Source organism: Acinetobacter sp. BWR-L5 (assembly GCF_039655985.1).
Taxonomy (GTDB): Bacteria; Pseudomonadota; Gammaproteobacteria; order Pseudomonadales; family Moraxellaceae; genus Acinetobacter; species Acinetobacter johnsonii.
The window spans coordinates 178,372-201,523 of record NZ_JAGFEV010000001.1; the positions used below are offsets into that span (position 1 = coordinate 178,372).

A 23,152-nucleotide genomic window follows, 5' to 3' on the forward strand; every position below is an offset into this window, starting at 1 on the left:
CTTATTACTTATCTTGGGCATATTATGACGTAATTGCAGGCAATTTGCTGTATTTAGCTTACATATATTAAGTGATAACCACATTTAGTAAATGAATAGTATTTCCGCCCTATCAATTCGCATTTCCGCTATACTAATACTGCTATTTTTAGCATCTCCCCCGTCAAAAACAGTGGAATAGTTGAATATGTCTGAAAACCGTAAACCTGAGCAGGGTATCAAACTTCGTGGCGCAGAAAAGGTCGCGCGTATACCTGTAAAAGTTATTCCTACGGTTGAAACGCCACGCAAGCCGGATTGGATTCGCGTGAAAATGGCAGCACCCGAAGAAGTGCAACGCATTAAATCAACCCTACGTGAACAAAAACTGCATACCGTTTGTGAAGAAGCTGCGTGTCCAAACCTACCTGAATGTTTTGGTGGCGGTACTGCAACCTTTATGATTATGGGTGACATTTGTACACGTCGTTGTCCTTTCTGCGACGTGGCGCATGGCCGTCCTAATGCACTTGATGCAGACGAACCACGTCACATGGCTGAAACGATTTCAAACTTAGGTTTAAAATATGCCGTAATCACCTCTGTAGACCGAGATGACTTACTTGACGGTGGCGCACAGCACTTTGTTGATTGTATTAAAGAAGCACGTGCATTAAGCCCGAATACTTTACTTGAGATTTTAGTACCTGACTTCCGTGGTCGTATGGACATTGCGCTTCGCATTATGACCGAGTGTCCACCTGATGTGTTCAACCACAACATTGAAACGGTACCACGTTTATACAAAGCAATGCGTCCAGGTTCAGACTACCAACACTCTTTAAATTTGCTGAAAATGTTTAAAGAATATTGCCCTGACGTTCCAACCAAATGTGGTTTGATGGTCGGTATTGGTGAAACTGAAGAAGAAGTCATTTCACTTTTAGATGATTTGCATGCACACGGCGTTGACTATGTAACAATTGGCCAGTATTTACAGCCTTCTAAAGAGCATGCGCCGATTGACCGCTTCGTTACACCAGAAGAGTTTGAACGCTACACTGCGCATGGTCAAAAGTTGGGCTTTAGAAATATTTGGGCAGCGCCGATGGTTCGTTCAAGCTACTTCGCTGACCGTCAATACTATGGCGAACCTGTACCAGCAGTACGTCGCAAAGCAGATCCTGCGAAAAAGATTGCTGTTCAAACGATTGAAGCTTAATTTGCTGTGGTGTTAAACAGTTAAAACGCAAGAATTAAAAGCCCTCATATGAGGGCTTTTTTTATTACGATCTTCGTTCTTTATATTTTTCAATTACGTATTCATACATTTCTAACACAGTCATTGTTCAATAAACATCCTAATCTAATTCAAAGTCTAAAATAATCGTGATGCTACACATCACATCAAATTCATTTTATTACACCTTTTTAGTCTACGTTTTGCCTTATTTTCCGTGGAGTTCTATAAAACGTATGACTCACCTCACGGTGTAAACAACGGGAGGTTTCAATGGGTTTCATTTTCGCCATTTTATTTTTAATCTGTATCCTCTGGGCCATTTTTTATTTTGAACTCAGTCGCTTATTTGGGGCTGCGATCATTATTTTTGCATCCCTCTTCGCTGCTATTTTTATCAGTCCGTGGTCATTACTTCTAGGTCTGCCCTTAATTATTCTCAGCCTGATTGTGGTTATTGATCCATTACGAAAGTCTTTAATCACTCAACCTGCCTATAAAGCTTTAGCCAAAGCCATGCCGAGTATGAGCAGTACCGAACGCGAAGCATTGGATGCAGGCACCAGTTGGTGGGAAAAAGAATTATTTATGGGTGCGCCTGATTGGAAAAAATTTGATGGTTATGTCTACCCAACTCTGTCTGCTGAAGAGCAATCCTTCTTAGATCATGAAGTTGAACACCTTTGTGGTTTACTGAATGAATGGGAAATTCATCATCACTTAAAAGATCTTCCTGTTGAAGCATGGCAATACATCAAAGAACAAGGCTTTTTAGGTTTAATTATTCCCAAAGAATACGGCGGTCGTGCCTTTAGCTCCTTTGCACAAAGCCGCATCATGAGCAAAATTTCTTCACGTTCACTAACCACTGCAGTCAGTTGTATGGTGCCCAACTCGCTAGGGCCAGGTGAATTACTTTTACATTATGGAACTGAAGAACAAAAACAACGCTACCTACCAGGACTCGCCAAAGGTAAAGAAATCCCCTGCTTTGGTTTAACCAGTCCCGAGGCTGGTTCAGACGCGGGTGCAATACCGGATACAGGCGTGGTCTGCTATGGTGTGTTTGAAGGCCAAGAAGTACTCGGTTTACGTATGAACTTTTCAAAACGCTGGATTACACTGGCGCCTATTGCGACTGTGATTGGTCTCGCTTTTAAACTCTATGACCCTGATGGACTATTAGGCGATGCAAGCAAAACTGAATATGGCATCACCTGCGCCTTATTACCTGCCAGTCATGACGGTGTCCAAGTCGGTGCACGACATAATCCTGGTTCACCCTTTATGAATGGCACGGTCGATGGACAAGATGTTTTTATCCCACTCGATTGGATTATTGGTGGGGTGGAAAATGCAGGTAAAGGTTGGCGCATGCTGATGGAATGCTTAGCTGTAGGTCGTGGGATTTCACTGCCAGCGCTCTCCACTGCTTCAGCTGAAATGGCCTATTTAAGTGTCGGTGCTTTTGCCAAAGTCCGCCAACAATTTAAAATTTCTGTAGGACATTTTGAAGGCGTGCAAGAGGCCACCAGTGATATTGCCAGTGGTACATATATGCTCGAAGCTTTCCGCTATATGGTCACTTGTGGTTTAAACGAAGGCGGCAAGCCCGCAGTGATGACAGCCATGGCCAAATACTATGCCACCGAAACCATGCGTAAAATTGTCAATCATGGGATGGATGTCGTTGGCGGACGGGCAGTACAAATGGGGCCGCGCAATTTTTTAGCACTGAATTATCAGGCCATCCCCATTTCAATTACCGTTGAAGGGGCCAATATTTTAAGCCGTTCTTTAATGATCTTTGGTCAAGGCTCAATGCGCTGTCATCCTTATTTATATGAAGAACTCCAACTCCTTCAAGCAGAAGATACAAAGTCAGCTTTAGCGCCTTTCGACACGCTACTTTTTAAACATTTGGCTTATACCTTTAACCGCACAGCCCGTTCATTCAATTATGGCATCTTCGGTGGTCCTTCAGATGCTTCCGCACAGACAGATGCTTTTTCACGTCCTTTTTACAAAACCATTAACCGTTACAGTGCAAACTTCGCCTTAACCGCAGACCTGTGTTTAGGCTTACTTGCAGGCGATATTAAACGCAAAGAAATGCTTTCAGGGCGTTTGGCTGACATTCATTCCCATCTATTTATCGCGACCGCTATTTTGAAGTTTTATGAAAAAGGACAACGTAGTGAGGCTGAACAACAACATGCTCAACTGGCTTTAGAAAAAGCATTTGTCCAAATTCAGGATGCATTTGATGGGCTATTCGCAAACTTTCCTATGCGAGCGGCAGCTTGTGTAGTCAAGTTCATCTGTTTCCCTTTTGGTCGTGTTGCCCAGCAACCAAGTGATCAGCTAAAAACGCTATTAGGACGTGCGATTATGGAAAATAATCCTTTCCGTGAACAACTGAAGCAGCATGTTTTTTACAATACCGATCCCAATGACGTCTTTGGGCGTATGGAAAATGCCTTCCAAGCAGCATTAAAGATTGATCCACTGTGGACGAAGTTTAAAAAAGCGGAGTCCAAAGGACAATTTGAAGGCTTAGATTTTGAATCACATATTCAACATGCACTTGAAACAGGATTCATAAGCCCTGAAGAAGCGGATCAGTTGATTCATTACAATGCTCAACGCTTCGACAGTATGCTCACCGATATTTTCGACCATGAGCTTGAACAGACACTAGATTTAAAGAATCCCTATCATACAAAGGGTTCCGATATTCACCCATAACCCTCTCATCGGTTTTCGAAACTCCTAAAAGATAAAAGTCCGTTTACGGGCTTTTATTTTATCCACACAATATAAACCAAGACAACAAAGCGAAGTTTTAAATCCAATACACGTTTAAACGATAATAGAACTCTTCCACTTCCAAACGGACTTGATATCCCAGTTGGGTCAGTTCTGCTGAAAAATGACGAATATCTTCTAGGGGTAAATGTTTTGGCAGCACTGTAAATACCGCAGTATTTCCCTGTTTCGCACTCTCCTCAATGAGTGAAGCTAAACGTAATTTATAGACTTCAATATCTAAATACGCTTGGTTGGACATAATTTTTGCCTGTTCGGCATTAATAAAAGCAGCCATCTTTTCCTCCAAATTCGCCCAAGTATTGACTATGAAACTAACGCAGATCAAAACAGCGTATAACGTGATTTGGTAACACTGTGTAGCCATTCCTTAGAGAAATAACAATAAGAATCAAATCGATTTAAAAAGGCAGCGACTACAATCCAAATTTTTCTGTTCACCAAACTCACTTACCGTTACAGAAAAAATAAATAAAGTTACCATCTATTTTATTTAAATAATAATTGTTATCATTTGCAATATTGTTTACTAATACACCAACTCTCTTCCATGAATAGCACCACTCAAATTGATGCCTTGGTTCATTCGGAAAAAGTCCATCCGAAGCCTGCCAAAAAGAAGAAAGTCGACACACCACTTAGCTACCGTCTGATGGTGTTGTATCGATTTGCACTTGCATTGCTCGGAGGTTATCTCCTTGCTGCACTCTCTGCATTAACCATTGCTAAAGTCTTTATTGCAAATCCTGTGAATGCGGCCATGAGCGCCACACTCATTGCATTTTGTCTTAACTGTGCTGCCTTTATTTGGGTCTTTATGGTTCAAAAAACCTTAAAAGCAACACTCGGCATTGCTGTGCCATGTATTGCACTGTATGCCCTACTCAAATTTCTAGGATAGTTTTTCAATGCGTGTTGATCAAAAAGCGGAAGGACCGCGCCAATCCATGTCATGGTTGCATACATGGGCCAGTCTCATTTTAGGGTGGCTGCTGTATGCAATTTTTGTGACTGGAACCCTCAGTTTTTTCCAAAATGAAATTTCTACTTGGATGAAACCCGAAACACATCAATCTGTCCCTGCGCAGTCTCAAGTGCAACAGATGCAGGTCGCGCTCAACTATTTACAGAAAAACCACCCAAATGCAGGCAGTTGGAATATTCAACTGCCCAACTCACGCCAAACCACAACTGAAGTGACTATTCGTGCCGTTGGTGAAGACCCGAAAGCACGTCGTGGTGGAACACGCATCACCTTAGACAGTGCGACTGGTGAAGTGATTGAACCACGGGATACGCGTGGTGGTGGATTCCTATATCGTTTCCATTTTGAATTGTACGGTTTACCCCGCCTGTGGACGCGTTGGTTGGTCGGGATTGCCACCATGTTCATGTTGGTCGCAATTGTTAGCGGCATCATTACCCATAAAAAAATCTTTAAAGATTTCTTTACCTTTCGCTCTGGCAAAGGTCAGCGTTCGTGGCTAGATGCACACAATGCAACCGCTGTTTTTGCATTGCCTTTTCATCTAATGATTACCTTTAGTGGCCTACTACTGCTCATGTTTATGTTCATGCCTTGGGGAATTAACCAAGCTTATGAAAATCGACAACAGTTTTTACGTGACCAACAGGCCAGCATGATTGAGCAGCCCCAAAAGGCTGAAGATGTGCCACGCGAAGGCGAAAGAGCGGCTCGTGGAGAACGCGGACAGCAACGCGGTGAACATACAGAAGGTCATGGTGAGGAACGTCCACAACCCGAACTCCGCCCTGCACCACTGACAGACTTAGCGCCAATTATGGCAGCGGTACAACAACAGTGGAAAGACAACCCTATTGCTTCAATTAACATTATTTCACCCAATACAGACCAAGCCAAAATTGAGTTGCGTGCCTTACGTGCTGAAAGCGTCGCGCATCGCAATGTGTATGCAACACTCAACTACAATGGGGTCACGGGTCAAGATGAAACGGATAAAAATATACGAATCAAAAATCCATCGATTCCAAGTGGCATTTATAACGTGGTCACCGTCTTACACGAAGCGCGTGGCCTCGACTTAGCACTGCGTTGGTTATTATTCTGCTCAGGTATTTTAGGCACGCTCATGGTGGCGACAGGTCTGATCCTTTGGTGTGTAAAACGTGCACCCCAACAGCAGAAACAAGGCTATAAATCGTTTGGTTTCCGACTAGTTGAAGTCCTGAATATTGCAGCCATTATTGGTTTGCCTTTGGCCTGCGCGGCATATTTTTATGCCAATCGTTTCATTCCAGCAGATGTAGAAATGCGCCTGAACTGGGAAATTCGTAGCTTCTTTATAGTATGGTTACTCACGCTGATTTATGCCATTTTCCGTACTCACCGCCAAGCATGGTTAGACTTACTTTTATTGGCAACACTCGCTTTCGCCCTGCTGCCAATGGTCAACTTGATGACAGGCGGTCAAGCTTTGTGGAACAGCATTGCGCAAGGCCAGTGGATGATTGCATCGGTTGATTTAGCCATGTGGGTAATGGCAGTGATTTTCTATTTCGCTTATGACAAAGTTAAAAAACATCAAGGTTTACCAAACAAAAAAGTGAAAGTACCTGTTCAGGAGGCCGAAGCATGATTTGGTTTCTGATCATTTGGGCTTTAGCGACCTTAGGTTTTTTTGCTCTTGCCAGCAGTATGTCTAAGCACCAAAAGCAAATCTTTGCTAAAGAACTGACGCTTCAGCAAACACGCTTAGCAACCACTGTGGGTTGGTTACTGTTAATTGTTTCTTTGCTCATTTGCTTAACACAAGGACATTGGAGCACCGAAATCAGTTATTGGGTCGGCGTGATTAGCTTCGCAGCACTGTTTGTTGGACTTTGCTTAAGTTATTTTGAGCAAAAAATTAAGAATATTGCTGTTTCAGTTTTACTCTTATTTATATTCAGCCTAACTTTGCACCTGATCTGAACCTAAAAGCCAATCTTCGGATTGGCTTTTTCACTTGAAAGTATTAGGCTATCCACAGTTTAAATCTTTGGTTATTTGTATGCCTAAATCTCCTAAAATTCCTGCTGAATTGGTCAACCTTGCAACAACAGGCAATAGTGACGCTCAATTTGAACTTGCTGAACTGTATATGCAAAGTGAAAATGAAGATGACATTACGCTTGCAGAAGAATGGGCGCTCAAAGCAGCAGCATTGGGTCATGTAGAAGCCATGTATTGGCTGGGTGAAGGTTATGCTTTTTATGCCAAAGAACTTCGAGAAGAAGATCCAAGCGAAGCTGAAACCTACTTTGGACATGCACATCACTGGTTAAAACAAGCCGCTGAACTCAAACACCCTACTGCAATATTAGAGTTGGCTGGTTTTTACCGTCGGGGCGATGTGGTTGAAAAAGATGTCGCTAAGTCGATTGAACTGGTACAACAAGCAGCGGAACTGGGTGAGGCTCAAGCCATGCGTGATTTGGCATTCATTTATGAAAATGCATTAGGTGTCGATGCGGATGAAGCAAAAGCCAAATACTGGCACGACAAGGCAGATGCCGCAGAACAAGAATAAAAGCAAAAATCCATCCTTTGATGTCATGCCAGTTAGTGAATAGACTGACTGGCATTTTTTATGTTTCATTTGATACACAGCAAAGTCATCCACAACCTGAGCAAGAATAAAAGCAATGCTTTTATTTGCAGCATAAGATGAAGTAGTCACCTTTAAAATAGACTGTTTTGCAACAAAAGGCGCTCTGCATTCAAAAAGTGAACAGATTATGCAGATGACAATTTTTTTGGTTCTTTTGACAAAACAAAAGAACGCCCAAAAAATTGGACTTAAAACTTATGCACAAAAATAATATCTAAATCCTGCTTCGGTACAAAATTCTTTTCTGTCATTTGAAATTGTGTCGAACTGATCTTTTTCACCTGACCCTTCCAACAAAATGAAACCAGCTCATTCGGGTCACGCTCAATGGTCAGTTTAAAACTTTGAATAGGTTTCGCCCAATTTGCACCCGTTTTTAAGATATAGCCCAAGGCTTGATAAGGTGCATATTGCGACTTGGCCTTTTTCAAACCCGCTTTGAAGTTTTGATCCATACAATAGGTTTTTTCATCCTCTTCTGGATATAAAGAGACCGAACCACCGACCAATGGCATGTATTCATGTTGTACATGGGTCAACGCATTGGCCTTAAACTTCTGCTGCCAACTATAAATGATTTGCGATTCCCAATAAATTTCATCATCCGCCTGATAGGGCTTTAAAAGCTGCTGCACTGTTTTGTCCTGACAACGATACAAACGCTGATTAAGCGTAGAATCTTGCTGCAATAACCACGGATACATCAAATCTCGATCTGAAAAACCACATTTTTTCAAACCCGCAGTCACATCAACGACTTCACCATTGGAATTGAAGTCCCCACTAGCTGTTAAAGCGGGTAAAAATGCACGCACATGGGTTTCTGGCTGAATCTTTTGTGCATTGGCTTGTACTTTAAAGCTTTGAATCAATTGTTCGGTATGCGCAAAATCGCTTTCACGCGAACTGCCCACACGCGGCAAGGGAAATAAAACAGTTTCCGTAATATCTTGAGCGGTAAGATTTTTAAATTGGTAATTCACCCGAATGATGTTTTTACTAATAAACAAATCTTCACTTTGCATACTGATTTTTGGATTTTTCAGATATTGCACACCGCCCGTTGCCACATAACCCGTGCTGTCATTCGCACTGATCTGCATAGAAATGAACACGCATAGTCCGAGGATCTTTTTCATTTAACGTCTTCTTTTCATGTTTATTGTGCTGTTTCCATGCGAGCGCTTGAATGATCAAGCACAATCACTTGTCGGCAGATGCCCTCGACTTGACGTTGCTGTTCAAATACAGATGCAGGCATCGCATCAAAACTGTCAAAGAAACAGATTTCCTGCTCATCTATAGAATAAACCAGTGAATGGTTTCCGACGCCTTCTAAAGTATCGTAATAGACAATGATAAATTTATTTTGCTCAAATGCCTGTTGAATTTGTTGGTAATTGATGGCCGCTAAAACTGGCAGCTTTAGTTGCTCAGCTTCTGCATAACTCAATTTTTCTTGTGCTTGAAGCTCTGTGTCTTCATCAGTATAAAATTGAACATCAAAGCCAAATTTCTTTAATCCGACTGCCAAGCCAATGGTTGTCGTTCCGTTTTCTGCATCGTAACCACAGACCTCTATCAACTGTTCAATATCCGCATCGATATATAAATGCTGGAGTAGCATCCATACTGCATAAATACCGCCATTAGCTTCAAGGTTCATTAAGGATTCAGGGATATTCACGGCCATAACACAATTCAAAAAAGATGATTGTGTTGATAATAAACAAAACATCGTTGGAACTGAATCAATTTCCAAGTACAATAGTTCGCTAGTCGAGGGATGCTGCGACTTTTTCACAGGTACATAAATGTGAAATCGCTAGGCTCGACGATCCGGTTCAAATCCCTTTTGAATCAACAACGGCATCCGCGAACTGAATGATCAATTTTTTATATTAGGAGATCGTGATGAACGCGGTTACTGCTTCATTTACAGATTACAAAGTTGCTGATATTTCACTCGCTGACTACGGCCGTAAAGAAATCAAACTTGCTGAAGCAGAAATGCCAGCACTTATGGGCCTACGTAAGCGCTATGCTGCTGCAAAACCACTTGCTGGCGCAAAAATCCTTGGTTGTATTCACATGACCATTCAAACTGCGGTTCTTATTGAAACCCTGGTTGAATTAGGCGCAGAAGTTCGTTGGACTTCATGTAACATCTTCTCGACTCAAGACCACGCTGCTGCTGCAATTGCGGCTTCAGGTGTACCTGTATTTGCTTGGAAAGGTGAAACAGAAGAAGAGTACATGTGGTGTTTAGAACAACAAATCAATGTAAATGGCACGCCTTGGGATGCCAACATGATTTTGGATGATGGCGGTGATTTAACCCTCCTTGTTCATGAAAAATATCCTGAAGTGATTGCAAAAATCCACGGCGTAACTGAAGAAACGACGACAGGTGTTCAACGTCTGTATGAAATGCTTCGTGACGGTACTTTGAAAGTTCCTGCAATCAACGTGAATGACTCTGTAACTAAGTCTAAAAATGACAACAAATATGGTTGCCGCCACTCACTGAATGATGCCATCAAACGCGGTACAGATATGCTTTTATCTGGTCGTCGTGCACTTGTGATTGGTTACGGTGACGTAGGTAAAGGTTCTGCACAATCACTTCGTCAAGAAGGCATGATTGTACGTGTGACTGAAGTTGACCCAATCTGTGCGATGCAAGCATGCATGGACGGTTACGAAGTTGTATCTCCATACAAAAATGGCGTACAAACAGGCAAGAAAGAAGACATCAATGTTGACCTTCTTCAAAATACTGATCTAATCGTAACAACAACAGGTAACTACCACGTATGTGACGCTGCAATGCTTGATTCATTAAAAGCAGGTGCAGTGGTGTGTAACATCGGTCACTTTGACACTGAAATCGACACCAACTACTTACGTGGTTACAAATGGGTTGAAGTGAAGCCACAAGTTCACCAAGTTTATCGTTCAGAAGATGAAAACAACTACTTGATCCTTCTTTCTGAAGGTCGCTTAGTTAACCTAGGTAATGCAACAGGTCACCCATCACGTATTATGGATGGTTCATTTGCCAACCAAGTCTTGGGTCAAATGCACTTATTCGCTGAGAAATTTGCTGATCTTCCAGAAGATCAAAAACAAGCGGCGATTCGTGTAGAACTTCTTCCTAAGAAATTAGATGAAGAAGTTGCTGCGGCAATGGTTGCTGGTTTTGGTGGTGTCTTGACTCAATTGACTCAAGAACAAGCAGACTACTTAGGTGTAGCTGTTGAAGGTCCGTTCAAATCTGACGCTTATAAATACTAAGTTGCAAACCTCTCCTAACCTCTCTTGCGCTGAACTTTAAAGCAGTGCTTAAAGTTTGCTCAGGAGAGGGACTTTCATTACCAAATGATGTTAGCAGTGAAATCTTGTTATCTCTATTCAATGTAATGAATCCCCTTCTCCCTCTGGGAGAAGGATGGGATGAGAGCAAACACAAAAAATAGCATTTATAAAAAAGGATTTGATGATGAGCAAAAAAGTTCCCATTTCTTTTGAGTTTTTCCCAACCAAAACCGATGCTGGTGCAGAAAAACTTAAAGTCGTACACCAAGAACTTCAGTTATTAAACCCAGAGTTCTTCTCAATTACTTACGGTGCTGGTGGTTCTACCCGTGAACGTACCCTTGCTGCCATTGCTGAATTCAATGGTAAAGGTACGCCTGTTGCACCGCACTTATCTTGTATTGGCGATGACAAAGCACGTATTGCTGAGTTACTCGACATATACAAAGACCAAGGCATTGACCGTATTGTCGCTTTACGTGGTGACTTACCTTCTGGACAAGTCGGTTTAGGCGAGTTGCCATACGCAACAGACCTCGTGCGCTTTATCCGTGAGCATTCAGGTGATCACTTCCATATTGAAGTTGCCGCTTATCCTGAAATGCATCCACAAGCAGAAAGCTTTGATTTAGACATTCAGCGTTTCTGCGACAAAGCCAATGCAGGTGCCAATGCTGGTTTAACGCAGTTCTTCTTTAATCCAGATGCTTACTTCTATTTTGTAGATCGCATTCAAAAAGAAGGCGTGAATATTCCAATTGCACCAGGCATCATGCCAATTACCAATGCCAGCAACTTGATTCGCTTTGCAGATGGTACAGGCGCTGAGATTCCACGTTGGATTCGTAAACAGTTGGCAACTTATGGTGATGACACTGCAAGTATTAAAGCCTTCGGTCATGAAGTGATTGTGAAGCTTTGTGAACGCCTGATTGCTGGTGGCGCACCGAGTTTGCACTTCTACACCATGAACACGACTGATCCAACCCGTCAGCTTGTACTAGACCTCGATTTAGCATAAGCATTTAAACTAGATTCATCCTATTTGAGAGTAAAACCGAATGCCTCGTTTTTTTATGGAAGCAGAGCTCAATGTTGATCACACTGTTGAACTAACAGAAACTGTGTTTCATCACTGGGTCAAAGTTTTACGCGCTCAAGTTGGCGATCAAGCCACCTTGTTCAATGGGCAAGGCGGTGAATATGAAGTGACCTTAAGTGACGTTGCTAAAAAGTCAGCATCAGTTCAGGTCACTGCTTTTAACCCAACCAATCGTACGCCTGCATTTAAAGCTTTACTCGGTCAAGTCATGAGTAAAGGTGACCGTATGGATTATGTCATTCAAAAGGCAGTTGAATTAGGCGTTTCGGAGATTCAACTATTAACGTCTGAACGCTGTGAAATGCGTTTGAAATATGACCGCGATCAAAAGAAAATTGATCACTGGCAAGGCATCGCCATCGCAGCTTGTGAACAATGCGGCATGAATATTGTTCCTACCATCCATGCTCCAGTCAGCTTAGACAAATGGCTCGCATCCGAATTACCTGCGACTCGACTTGTACTCGCCCCGAATAAAGAAAAAATCGATGTTTTGGCACATGCGACACCAAACATTACACTACTCATTGGGCCTGAAGGTGGTTTAAGTGAGGCTGAAATTACAACAGCCAATGAGCACGGTTTTATTAACTGGTGTATTGGTGAGCGTGTATTGCGTACAGAGACAGCGCCCGTCGTCGCTTTGTCAATCCTCAACTACAATTTAGTGATTTAAATCACATAAACAGCCGAGTCACCCTTTTGTTCTGTTAATATATTGATTATTATGTACAACAATATTACCCTTGACTTATATCAAAATATAAATTGATTGTGTTTTACACAATGTATTTAAATTTGAAAAAAGACACAACACAACGCCATTGGGTCATAAAAAAAATAAGGTTTCGCGATTCATGCCAGATATTTCTACAGAAAATCTTGATCGGCACTTGCAGACTGCGCAAATATCGCATTCCATTAGCCATCTTCGTTTCCTCATCAGTAGTTTACTGATTCTAAATTTTTATATTTTCTGTGCATATCACTATAATTTTTCTCAAGATTCTTTTTATTTTAACCTATGGTTCTTTGTTTCTGAGTTTATTCTCAGCATTTTTTGGCTCGTGAACACCGTGTATTTCAACCCGAAAAATCACTCTGCCAAACATGCGCACCGCTGGATTCAAGGCATCTGTTTAAGTATTGGTCTTTTGGTTGCAGCAGGCGTCGTCTGTATCTATTACTATTTACCCAGCCTATCTGGCAATTTTAACTATACAAATGCCCTACTCTTGTCTGCACTTTTAGTGATCGTCACACAGACCGTTTGCCTTACCTATTTAACGCAGCGCATTAGTTATTTTTGTTTGGTTTTTATTCCCTCCATTAGTCCTTATGTCCTCTCGCAATTTATCAACTTCGATGCCAATCACACTCTTTTTCATCTCACTGTAAACTTTATTCTGATTGTGATTTTGCTTTGTGCCAATGCCACCAACCGTATTAATCAGCACTTATCCCGCCTCTCAATTAAAAATCGAGAGCTGAAAAAAGAAGCTGAAAAACAAGTCGCTTGGACCGATGATTTATGCAAACAGCTACAAAACGAAGTGAATAAATCCAAAGAGATTGAACAACAGTTACAACTGAATAATCAATTGCTTGAGCAAAAAGTACGTGAACGAACCTTTGACGTAAATCAAATCAATAAAGACTTAAAAAATAAGCAAGAAAACCTATCGCTTGCCCATGAAATTTCAGGTATTCGTCCTTGGGATTGGAATATTAAAGATCGGCTCATTTCCCTGACCAATCACAAACAAGAAAAAGTACTTAAAAATTCCACAGAGCATCAACTTCAGCTTCAGTACCTGATTCATCCAAATGATATTGCCCCGTTTAAATCTGCAATGAAAAGTCATTTACGGGGTCATTCAGACCGCTATGAAGCCACTTACCGTGTGCAACACAATAACGGGAAATGGTACTGGGTACATGACACTGGGCGTGTCATTGCTCGCGATCCAATCAATCAAAAACCGTTACAAATGGTCGGTATTCGACGTGACATTCAACATGAAAAAAGCAACCAAGAACGTCTGCGACTAGCAGCGAGCGTACTTGAACAAGCTGAACAAGGGATTTTCATCTTAGATGAAGACCTGCGTTATATCGACGTAAATCCCTTCTTTGAACGTTTGGCTGGCTTTGAAGCTGCACAAATCAATGGCAAACATTTGTTTGATATTGTTGCGAACTATAAGTCGCTTCAACGCACCACACATAACCAAATCATTGGCCAACTCCTTAAAAAAGGCGAATACGACGGTGAACTGAATGAAAAGTTTCTGTCGGGCAAAGAGTTGTGTATTTGGATGCATCTGAATGCCGTTACCGATGAGCAAGATCGTGTCACGCATTATATTGGTATCGTGTCCGATTTAACCGAACGTAAACTACAAGAACAGCGTCTTTCTTATTTAGAAAACTACGATACGCTGACTGACTTACCCAACCGTTTTTACTATAACTATCAGCTTCATCAATATTTGGTTTCTCAACAAGATAGCATTAAACAACTGGCGATTATTCGGCTCAATATTGACCGTTTCCGTCCATTGAATGAATTCTTAAGCAATAATGGAGGCGATGAGCTGCTGCGCCAAGTTGCCCAGCGCCTTCGTTTGACCAATGCTGAAGCCCTGATGGTGGCTCACTTGAATGGTGATGATTTTGCAATTGTATATGAGGTCTCTCATATTCGACCCTCCGTTCAGGAACATATCGATCGCATTAACAAAGCCTTTAGTCTGCCTTTTGATATTTTTGGTCAAGAACATATTATTACGCTTTCAATGGGAATTTCGCAGTACCCTGAACATGGTCGTCAACTGGACTACTTAAACAACTGTGCAGAACAAGCGCTGAGTGAAGCAAAACGTTTAGGTGGAAATGCCACAAAGTTCTACAGCCTGAGCAATACCGTTGCATTGGAAGAAGGGATTTATTTAGAGCGCGATTTAAGACTGGCGATACAAAACAATGAGTTAGTGGTTTATTACCAGCCCAAAATCAACTTTCACAATCAGAAAATTTATGGTTTTGAGGCACTGGTACGCTGGAATCATCCAACCAAAGGAATTGTGCCACCAGGTCTCTTCATTCCGATGGCAGAAAAAACCAGCTTAATTTCAGATATTGGCCGCATTGTAATTTTACAAACCGCTAAGCAAATCAAAGAATGGAATAAATTGGGTTTTGATAATATCTGCGTTTCGGTCAATGTGGTTGCCCAACAACTACAACGCGGACAGCTTTTAAAGGACTTAGATGAAGCCCTTGATCGATATAAAATCAGTGGTAGTAGCCTCGAATTAGAAATTACAGAATCCACTTTGGTTGAAAACTCAGAAGCGGTGAAAAACCTCCTTGAAACCATCAAATCGCGTGGCATTCACATTTCTTTAGATGACTTTGGTACAGGTTATTCATCACTGTCTTATCTGACCGACTTTCCAATCGATACTTTAAAAATTGATCGAAGCTTCATTTCAAAAATTGGACACTGCAAACAAGAAGCTATTGTGAGCGCCATGATTGCCATGGGGAAAGCCATGGGTATGACCGTGGTGGCGGAAGGAATTGAGACCGAACAACAACTAAGTTACCTACAAAACTTAGAATGTGATATCGCGCAAGGTTATTTATTTTCAAAACCTCTTCCACAGCTCGATGCTACCCAATACTTAAGAGATCATCTAGATACGCCCTCTTATACATACTTAATATAAATCAGACTGTTTTAGCTCTAAGTTTGCCTTAAAAAGCACCAGCTATCACTGGGATATACCAGCAACTAATGGTATATTCGGTCTTGTCTACTAAAAAACCACCAGCTCCGCTGGCTAACCCACGCTACAAAGAGATTCAGATGGACGATCAATCATTAAAACAGCAAGCTTTGTATTATCACGAATTTCCAACTCCAGGGAAAATCAGCGTTACACCAAGCAAGCAGCTGGTCAACCAACGTGACTTAGCTTTAGCTTATTCACCAGGTGTTGCTGCACCATGTTTAGAGATTGAACGCGACCCGTCTACTGCGGCGCTTTACACAGCGCGTGGTAACTTAGTTGCTGTGGTCAGTAACGGTACAGCCGTACTTGGCCTTGGTAACATTGGTCCTTTAGCGTCTAAACCTGTTATGGAAGGTAAAGGCGTACTGTTTAAAAAATTCGCTGGTGTTGACGTTTTTGACATCGAAATTGCAGAAAATGATCCTGACAAAATCGTGGACATTGTTGCTGCATTAGAACCGACTTTTGGTGGTATCAACCTTGAGGACATCAAGGCACCAGAGTGTTTCTATATCGAGCAAAAACTACGTGAACGCATGAACATTCCTGTGTTCCACGATGATCAGCATGGTACATCCATTATCGTTGGATCTGCTTTACTGAATGCTTTGCAATTGAATGGCAAAAAAATTGACGAAATTAAAATCGTCGCTTCAGGCGCAGGGGCTGCAGCTCTGTCTTGCCTAGATTTACTTTGTGCCATTGGTGCGAAGAAAGAAAATATCGTTGTGGCTGACTCTCGCGGTCTGCTCACCACGAAACGTGAAGGCTTAGATGAGTCTAAAAAACGTTATGTACAAGATATCGAAGGCACTCAACTGGCTGACGTGATTGCAGGCGCAGACATGTTCCTTGGTTTATCTGCTGCGGGTATCTTAACCAAAGAAATGGTTAAGGTCATGGCGAAAGATCCGATTATCTTTGCACTTGCAAACCCAGATCCTGAAATTCTTCCTGAACATGCACATGAAGTTCGTGATGACGTGATCATGGCGACAGGTCGTTCAGACTATCCAAACCAAGTGAACAACGCACTTTGCTTCCCTTACATTTTCCGTGGTGCTCTTGATGTAGGCGCAACAACGATCAATGAAGAGATGAAAATCGCATGTGTCTATGCAATTGCGCGTATGGCACACATTGAAGCAGATGCAGCATCTTATGGTGAAAAATCAGCATCTTTTGGTCGTGACTACCTTATTCCACGTCCACTCGATCAACGTCTGATTTTAGAAATTGCACCTGCTGTCGCACAAGCAGCAATGGACTCTGGTGTAGCTGATCGACCAATTCAAGACTTCTCTGCTTATCGTCAGCGTCTGTCTGAGTTTGTCTACAACTCTGCATTTATGATGAAGCCTATTTTTGCTCAAGCAAAATCCGACCCAAAACGTATTGCCTATGCTGAAGGTGAAGACCTACGCGTACTTCGTGCAGTACAAATTGCGGTCGATGAAGATCTTGCAAAACCAATTTTAGTCGGTCGAACTGCGGTTATTGAAGCGAACATTAAAAAGTTAGGCTTACGTCTTGAACATGGTGTGAATATCACGATTGTCGATCAAGAAAAAAATCCTGACTACGAACTGTTTGCAGATGACTACTACACGCTCATGCAACGTAAAGGTGTAACACCTGAATATGCGCAACGTGAAGCACGTCGTCGTTCGACCTTGATCGCGTCGATGTTAGTGAAACATGGTAAAGCAGACGGGATGCTATGTGGTACGTATTCAAGCTACGACATTCACTTAGACTTCGTTAAAAACATCATTGGTAAAAAAGAAGGTCACAACTCTTTCTTTACATTGAATGCTTTAATGCTTGAAGACCGCAACCTGTTCATTGCTGACACTTACATCAACCGTAATCCAACGGCTGAACAACTGGCTGAAATGACTATTTTAGCCGCTGAAGAAGTGCGTCGTTTTGGTATGACACCACGTGTTGCGCTACTATCTCACTCAAGCTTCGGTTCAGACCAGACCGACCCAAGCGCACAAAAAATGCGTAAAGTGTTTGAGATTTTGTCGCAAATCGCGCCAGAACTTGAAGTTGAAGGTGAAATGCATGCGGATGCAGCATTGGATGAAAACATTCGTAGCTTTGCATACTCAAACTCACGCTTCAAAGGTTCTGCGAACCTATTGATCATGCCGAACTTGGATGCAGCCAACATTTCATTTAACCTGTTGAAATCAACGTCAGGTAATAATGTCACCATTGGCCCTATCCTACTGGGTGCAGCAAAGCCAGTTCATATTTTGACACCGACAACAACAACACGTCGTTTAGTGAATATGACTGCACTAACTGTAGCTGAAATTCAAGAAGCGGAGAAAAACGGCGAATAATTGTTTGTCGTTGTACTCGCATCTTGTGACTTGAGAAAACCTCTATTCTGTAGCATGATGGCTGTAAGAGTAGAGGTTTTTTCATGCAAGTTTATTTAGTAGGCGGTGCGGTCCGAGATCAGCTTCTGGGTCACCCCTATCACGAAAAAGATTATGTAGTTGTCGGTGCAACACCTGAACAACTGCTTGCCCAAGGTTTCCAACCTGTAGGTAAAGATTTTCCTGTTTTTTTACATCCTGAAACCAAAGATGAATATGCGCTGGCCCGCACCGAACGTAAGTCAGGGCATGGCTATCATGGCTTTGAGTTTTATACCGACAGTACCGTTACCCTAGAACAAGATTTAATTCGACGTGATCTTACCATCAACGCCATTGCAATGGATGATGAAGGCACACTGTATGACCCCTATGGTGGCCAACGCGACTTAGAGCTCCGTGTTTTAAGGCATGTTTCTGATGCTTTCGTAGAAGACCCACTACGCGTCCTCCGTGTTGCACGATTTGCTGCACGTTATAAAACCCTAGGATTTACGGTGGCCGAAGAAACGTTGGCACTGATGCAGCAACTCGCAGACTCGGGTGAACTGGAGGCACTAACCCCTGAACGCGTTTGGAAAGAAACCTCTCGCGCTCTGATGGAAGATCATGCCGATGAATACTTTGAAGTGCTACGTCGCTGTGGTGCTTTAAAAGTGCTTTTTCCAGAAATCGAGGCCCTTTACGGTATTCCACAGCGCCCTGAATATCACCCTGAAATTGACTGTGGTATTCATACCATGATGTCATTGCAGCAAGCATGTCGTGCCAACTACGCACTGGATGTTCGTTTTGCTGTTTTAGTGCATGACTTAGGCAAAGCTTTGACACCTGTGGACGAGCTACCGCGTCATATCATGCATGAAGAACGCGGGGTCAAACCTGTGACTGAAGTGTGTGAGCGTCTCAAAGTTCCAACTCAGATGAAACAGCTCGCAATTACGGTCTGTAAAGAACATTTGAAATGTCATCAAGCCCTGACCTTAAAACCAGGCACTTTATGGCGCTTACTGCAACGCTTAGATGTACTACGCCGCCCAGAACGGGTCGAAGCCTTTGTGCAGGCCTGTGAATGCGACTCACGTGGTCGTTTAGGACTGGAAGATCGAGAATACCCACAGTCTGCATATATTTTAAAGGTGATGGATGTGGTGCGAAATATCAAAGCACAAGACCTGCCTACGGATATTAAAGGCCCGGATATCGGTGAAATGCTGATAGAACGTCGAATACATGCAATTGGAGAGCTGAAGGCTCAATACAGTTAAACCTTGATCGACTTAAATAAAGCGCCACAATCGGCGCTTTATTTAATTTCACTTAAGAAATGGATGCGGGAAAGGTAATCACCTTTTCCAACTGCATTTGTTCTGTTGCAATCATTAACAAACGATCCACACCTAACGCAATACCTGCACATGCCGTCATTTGAGGCAAAGCAGCCAATAAAAACTCATCAATTGGCATCACATATAAGCCTAATTTTTCACGTTCAGCATTATCGGCTTCAAAACGCGAACGCAATACCTCTGCGTCGATCAACTCATCATAAGCATTGGCGAGTTCCAAACCTTCAATATATAGCTCAAAACGTGCTGCAATCAATTCACCGTCTTCATCCATTTTAGTTTTGGCAAGCGAAGCCAGCTCTGGTGGAAAATCGGTCAGAAACACTGGCGTATCAAAACCTAGACTTGGCTCTACAAAATGTGAAAAGAGCAAATCGATATAGCCCAGTCGGTCATCGCCCAAGTCCAAATTTAAACCTACGCGATTACAACAGTCTTTTAACTCTTTCAAACTGGCTTGCAGTGGATTCAAATCCAAGCGATCCATAAACGCATGCTTATAGCTCAAAATGGTAGGGCGAACTTCACCAAAACGCTGCTTTAATGTGACATTCAATAAATCTGTCACTTCAAACATCAAATCCTTCAAACTAAAATTCGGTCTATACCATTCCAACATGGTAAATTCACTATTGTGTTTACGACCATGTTCATCATCACGGAAAACTTTACAGATTTGATAAATTGGCCCACTACCGCTGGCCAATAAGCGCTTCATGGCAAACTCAGGTGAGGTCTGCAAATAATGCGTTTGTTGCTTGCCTTGTAGATGGCGCTGTGCTTGAACCGAAGCCAAATGCACATCGGTCACACCAGCTTGAGATAAAATCGGGGTTTCAACCTCAAGCACTTCACGTTCAGCAAAAAACTGACGAATTTGGCTGTACATTTGCGCACGCGCTCGCATGACTTTTAAGTCACAGGTTGGCTGATAATGGATCACGTCCTGACTCATACCTTCGGCCCTCCATGTGCAGCCCATTCACGGCGTAATGGATAGGTCTTTCTTAAATGATCAAAGGCTTTTTGGTCAATCATTCCCTCTTTTAAGCAAGCACGTAAGGCTTGGTCATCTCGTGCAATCGGGTAGATTTCCCTTAAATGCTGTTGAAGAGCAGATTTCAAATCTTGGCCTTCAAAATATTGAGCACATACAGGCAACTGCGACTCGAAACTTTTATGTGCTTCAAACTGAAAGGTTTTACAGAAAGCCTCATAGATCATTTGTGTACCACGCGCTTTGCCTTCTAAGCTATAACCTGCGATATGTGGCGTCACCAGACTCACAGCATTCAACACTTGTTCAGAAATCACAGGCTCATGTTCAAAGACATCTAATACCACTTTGCGCTGTGTTTTTTCGATGTCGGCCAATAAAGCTTGCTCTTCAATTACAGGCCCACGCGCAGAATTAATCAATATTGCTGTCGCTTTCATCGCAGCGAAAGCTTCGGCGTTGAACAAATGGTAGGTTGGATGTGATCCTGTTTTGGTTAAAGGTACATGCAATGAAATCGCATCAGCAGTACTTAATAAGGTATTTAAATCGACCTGCTGAATCGCATCTTGCTGTACAAAAGGATCATGACCGATCACATTCCAGCCCAATAGTTTGGCCATATAAGCTAAGCGTGAACCGACATTTCCTAGGCCAATAATGCCCAAAGTAAAACTTTCTTTAGCGTTCAGCAATACTGGATTGAGATGGAGTAAAGCCGTAATTACATATTCAGCCACCGCCTGCGCATTACAACCTGCGGCATTCGCCCATTGAATATTCTGCTTTTCAATAGCGTTAATATCTAAGTGGTCTGTACCAATCGTTGCACTACCTACATATTGAAGTGTGGTGTTATTGATTAATGCTGGATTGACTTGAGTTACGGAACGCACCAACAGTGCTTTGGCATCTACAACATCGGCATGCGTTAAAGTACGCCCTGCTTTGTGCTCAACTTCACCAAATTCGGCAAAAAAATAATCGGTAAATGCGAGATTTTCATCTGCCAAGATTTTCATAATGTCTTCCAACGCTTTGTTGACTCTATGATAACCGTTGCACAAGCTCAACACTATGTTGCTCTGCAATACATCTGAATAAACAGTCACGATGTTTCATCTTCATGGTAAAAAACCGAATACTTTAAAGAATTGTTTAATATAGATTTACTTCGTTCAAAATACTGAAAAATATAAAGTCAACTCCGTAAACGCTATGATAGTACAAACAACTAGACAAATAATTTAATACTGTTATAAAAAAACCTTCTCCCAACATTTCAGAGAGAAGGCAAAACCTCAAGCAAGTAATAAGCGAGATGAATTATTTAGATTTATAAGAGAGTTTCATCCCCACGATATAGCCTGTATTGTCCTCAAACTCGCCAACAATACGACGATCCGAAGTTTCACCTTCCGCATCACCAAACCACATATAGCGACCACCTACGCTGAAAGCCATTTTTTGACTAATATTGTATTTAGCAGCCAAACCCGCACCCCAATAACCCTTCACAGGACCTAAAGTTGGTGCGGGGTCACCTGCACCTGAGTCCCATAAACCAGAGACTGCAATTGCTAAATTTGGCGACAATTGTTTGCCTAATCCAATTTCGACTGCCAATTGATCTTCAGAATAATCAACTAAAGGTAAACCTTTACCTAAAGCTTCTGTCGTTGCTGCTTTCAGTACTGGTGGATAGTAGGCAAAATCACTCCATGGTACATAACGAACTTTTGTATATACAGCAGTCGTTGCATTGAGGCCTGTTTGCAGATTTAAATTCACAGATTCAGGTGTCGTAATAGTCCCTGAATTACTGTGGGAATAATCCTCTGTGAATACCATGTCTGCTAATGGCACATCTTCATTAATCGTTGTTTTATGCTCAACTTCCGAGCGATAGGTTAATGAAGCCAAAATCCCCATTTCAGGTTTGGCATAGCTTAGACCTGCAACCCACCCTACCGCGATGTCATCAAAATGATTGTTATAACCACTATTTGCTCCATAAGTTAAACCACGTAAATGAACATCAGCTTGAAGCTGCTGAAGTACTGGACCACCATAAATCATGACATTTTTATTTAGGTTATAGCCTAAAAGTGTTGTGATGTTTTTCGATTTCACATCTACACGTGTATTGGCATCTCCTGCTGGACGGTCTGTTGCAATGAAATTATTATCACCCTCAAACTTTACTTTAGCACCAAAAGGTTCGTCATAAATCACTGCAAGGCGTAACTTCGGATTTATGTCAGTTTTTACTGCATAATTAAGCATTTGGAAGTCTTCAGCCATATCTGAAACTTTGTTTCCACTGCTGTCTGTACCTGTGATATCAGGTGAAATATAGGTATAACCGACTTCAGCATAAGTGCCAGATTCAAATAAAGCATCTATTTGTTGTGGCGAACGTTCAAGACCAGCGGCATAAATCTGGCCTGCACATACGGACAGTATCGCCCCAATGAGATGCTTCTGATTCAATTTCATTTCTATTCCTTTAG

Annotated in this window: 18 protein-coding genes; 12 read left to right on the forward strand and 6 right to left on the reverse strand. The window is 42.1% G+C overall.

Annotation, left to right across the window (positions count from 1 at the left end; all coding sequences use genetic code 11):
* Window positions 1–187: 187 nt before the first annotated feature.
* Both lipA and JZ787_RS00970 read left to right on the forward strand, forming a co-directional pair.
* Entirely contained in the window at window positions 188–1,201 is a 1,014-nt protein-coding gene (gene lipA, locus JZ787_RS00965) for a lipoyl synthase (RefSeq protein WP_004693928.1), read from the forward strand.
* Between the two features lie 291 nt (window positions 1,202–1,492).
* On the forward strand, window positions 1,493–3,967 hold the full coding sequence (locus JZ787_RS00970; RefSeq protein WP_346311435.1) for an acyl-CoA dehydrogenase: 2,475 nt from the start codon (window positions 1,493–1,495) through the stop codon (window positions 3,965–3,967).
* 97 nt (window positions 3,968–4,064) lie between these two features.
* On the opposite strand, the gene JZ787_RS00975 is transcribed toward JZ787_RS00970, so the two are convergent.
* Window positions 4,065–4,325, reverse strand: a complete 261-nt coding sequence (locus JZ787_RS00975) for a hypothetical protein (RefSeq protein WP_010326389.1) — start codon at window positions 4,323–4,325, stop codon at window positions 4,065–4,067.
* 273 nt (window positions 4,326–4,598) lie between these two features.
* On the opposite strand from JZ787_RS00975, the gene JZ787_RS00980 reads away from it, so the two are divergent.
* The 4 genes from JZ787_RS00980 to JZ787_RS00995 all read left to right on the forward strand — a co-directional run bounded on the left by JZ787_RS00980 (window position 4,599) and on the right by JZ787_RS00995 (window position 7,599).
* Entirely contained in the window at window positions 4,599–4,949 is a 351-nt protein-coding gene (locus JZ787_RS00980; protein WP_010326388.1) for a hypothetical protein, read from the forward strand.
* A gap of 7 nt (window positions 4,950–4,956) precedes the next feature.
* Window positions 4,957–6,666: a PepSY-associated TM helix domain-containing protein gene (locus tag JZ787_RS00985; protein WP_346311436.1), complete on the forward strand. Its 1,710-nt coding sequence runs from the start codon at window positions 4,957–4,959 to the stop codon at window positions 6,664–6,666.
* On the forward strand, window positions 6,663–7,001 hold the full coding sequence (locus tag JZ787_RS00990; protein WP_178928072.1) for a DUF3325 domain-containing protein: 339 nt from the start codon (window positions 6,663–6,665) through the stop codon (window positions 6,999–7,001). Before JZ787_RS00985 ends, JZ787_RS00990 begins: the two co-directional genes overlap by 4 nt.
* A 79-nt stretch (window positions 7,002–7,080) precedes the next feature.
* The gene (locus JZ787_RS00995) at window positions 7,081–7,599 is read left to right on the forward strand and encodes a tetratricopeptide repeat protein (RefSeq protein ID WP_346311437.1); all 519 of its coding nucleotides are present in this window, start codon (window positions 7,081–7,083) and stop codon (window positions 7,597–7,599) included.
* A gap of 269 nt (window positions 7,600–7,868) precedes the next feature.
* Here the strand turns inward: JZ787_RS00995 and JZ787_RS01000 are convergent, their stop codons facing one another.
* Together JZ787_RS01000 and JZ787_RS01005 are read right to left on the reverse strand one after the other, a co-directional pair.
* Entirely contained in the window at window positions 7,869–8,819 is a 951-nt protein-coding gene (locus tag JZ787_RS01000; RefSeq protein ID WP_346311438.1) for a DUF4424 family protein, read from the reverse strand.
* A 20-nt stretch (window positions 8,820–8,839) separates the two neighbouring features.
* Window positions 8,840–9,373, reverse strand: coding sequence for a cysteine peptidase family C39 domain-containing protein (locus JZ787_RS01005; RefSeq protein WP_168159081.1), 534 nt, complete (start codon window positions 9,371–9,373; stop codon window positions 8,840–8,842).
* 221 nt (window positions 9,374–9,594) lie between these two features.
* Here JZ787_RS01005 and ahcY point away from each other — a divergent pair, with 221 nt between their 5' ends.
* The 6 genes from ahcY to JZ787_RS01035 all read left to right on the forward strand — a co-directional run bounded on the left by ahcY (window position 9,595) and on the right by JZ787_RS01035 (window position 19,561).
* Complete coding sequence (ahcY, locus tag JZ787_RS01010; protein WP_234951534.1) at window positions 9,595–10,977, forward strand: adenosylhomocysteinase; 1,383 nt, start codon at window positions 9,595–9,597, stop codon at window positions 10,975–10,977.
* A gap of 205 nt (window positions 10,978–11,182) precedes the next feature.
* Window positions 11,183–12,019, forward strand: a complete 837-nt coding sequence (gene metF, locus JZ787_RS01015) for a methylenetetrahydrofolate reductase [NAD(P)H] (protein WP_234951533.1) — start codon at window positions 11,183–11,185, stop codon at window positions 12,017–12,019.
* 40 nt (window positions 12,020–12,059) lie between these two features.
* Window positions 12,060–12,776: a 16S rRNA (uracil(1498)-N(3))-methyltransferase gene (locus JZ787_RS01020; protein WP_346311439.1), complete on the forward strand. Its 717-nt coding sequence runs from the start codon at window positions 12,060–12,062 to the stop codon at window positions 12,774–12,776.
* A 181-nt stretch (window positions 12,777–12,957) separates the two neighbouring features.
* The gene (locus JZ787_RS01025; protein WP_346311440.1) at window positions 12,958–15,834 is read left to right on the forward strand and encodes an EAL domain-containing protein; all 2,877 of its coding nucleotides are present in this window, start codon (window positions 12,958–12,960) and stop codon (window positions 15,832–15,834) included.
* Between the two features lie 140 nt (window positions 15,835–15,974).
* A complete protein-coding gene (locus tag JZ787_RS01030) occupies window positions 15,975–18,254 on the forward strand; it encodes an NADP-dependent malic enzyme (RefSeq protein ID WP_010326379.1) in 2,280 nt (759 codons plus the stop codon).
* An 83-nt stretch (window positions 18,255–18,337) separates the two neighbouring features.
* Window positions 18,338–19,561, forward strand: a complete 1,224-nt coding sequence (locus JZ787_RS01035; RefSeq protein ID WP_346311441.1) for a multifunctional CCA addition/repair protein — start codon at window positions 18,338–18,340, stop codon at window positions 19,559–19,561.
* 52 nt (window positions 19,562–19,613) lie between these two features.
* On the opposite strand, the gene epmA is transcribed toward JZ787_RS01035, so the two are convergent.
* From epmA to JZ787_RS01050, 3 genes are all read right to left on the reverse strand, one after another.
* Window positions 19,614–20,597 (reverse strand): EF-P lysine aminoacylase EpmA, encoded by a 984-nt coding sequence (gene epmA / locus JZ787_RS01040; protein ID WP_346311442.1) that lies wholly within the window; start codon window positions 20,595–20,597, stop codon window positions 19,614–19,616.
* On the reverse strand, window positions 20,594–21,661 hold the full coding sequence (locus tag JZ787_RS01045) for a 4-phosphoerythronate dehydrogenase (RefSeq protein ID WP_346311443.1): 1,068 nt from the start codon (window positions 21,659–21,661) through the stop codon (window positions 20,594–20,596). Before JZ787_RS01045 ends, epmA begins: the two co-directional genes overlap by 4 nt.
* 304 nt (window positions 21,662–21,965) lie before the next feature.
* Window positions 21,966–23,138, reverse strand: coding sequence for an outer membrane protein transport protein (locus tag JZ787_RS01050; RefSeq protein WP_218287943.1), 1,173 nt, complete (start codon window positions 23,136–23,138; stop codon window positions 21,966–21,968).
* Between the last annotated feature and the right edge of the window lie 14 nt (window positions 23,139–23,152).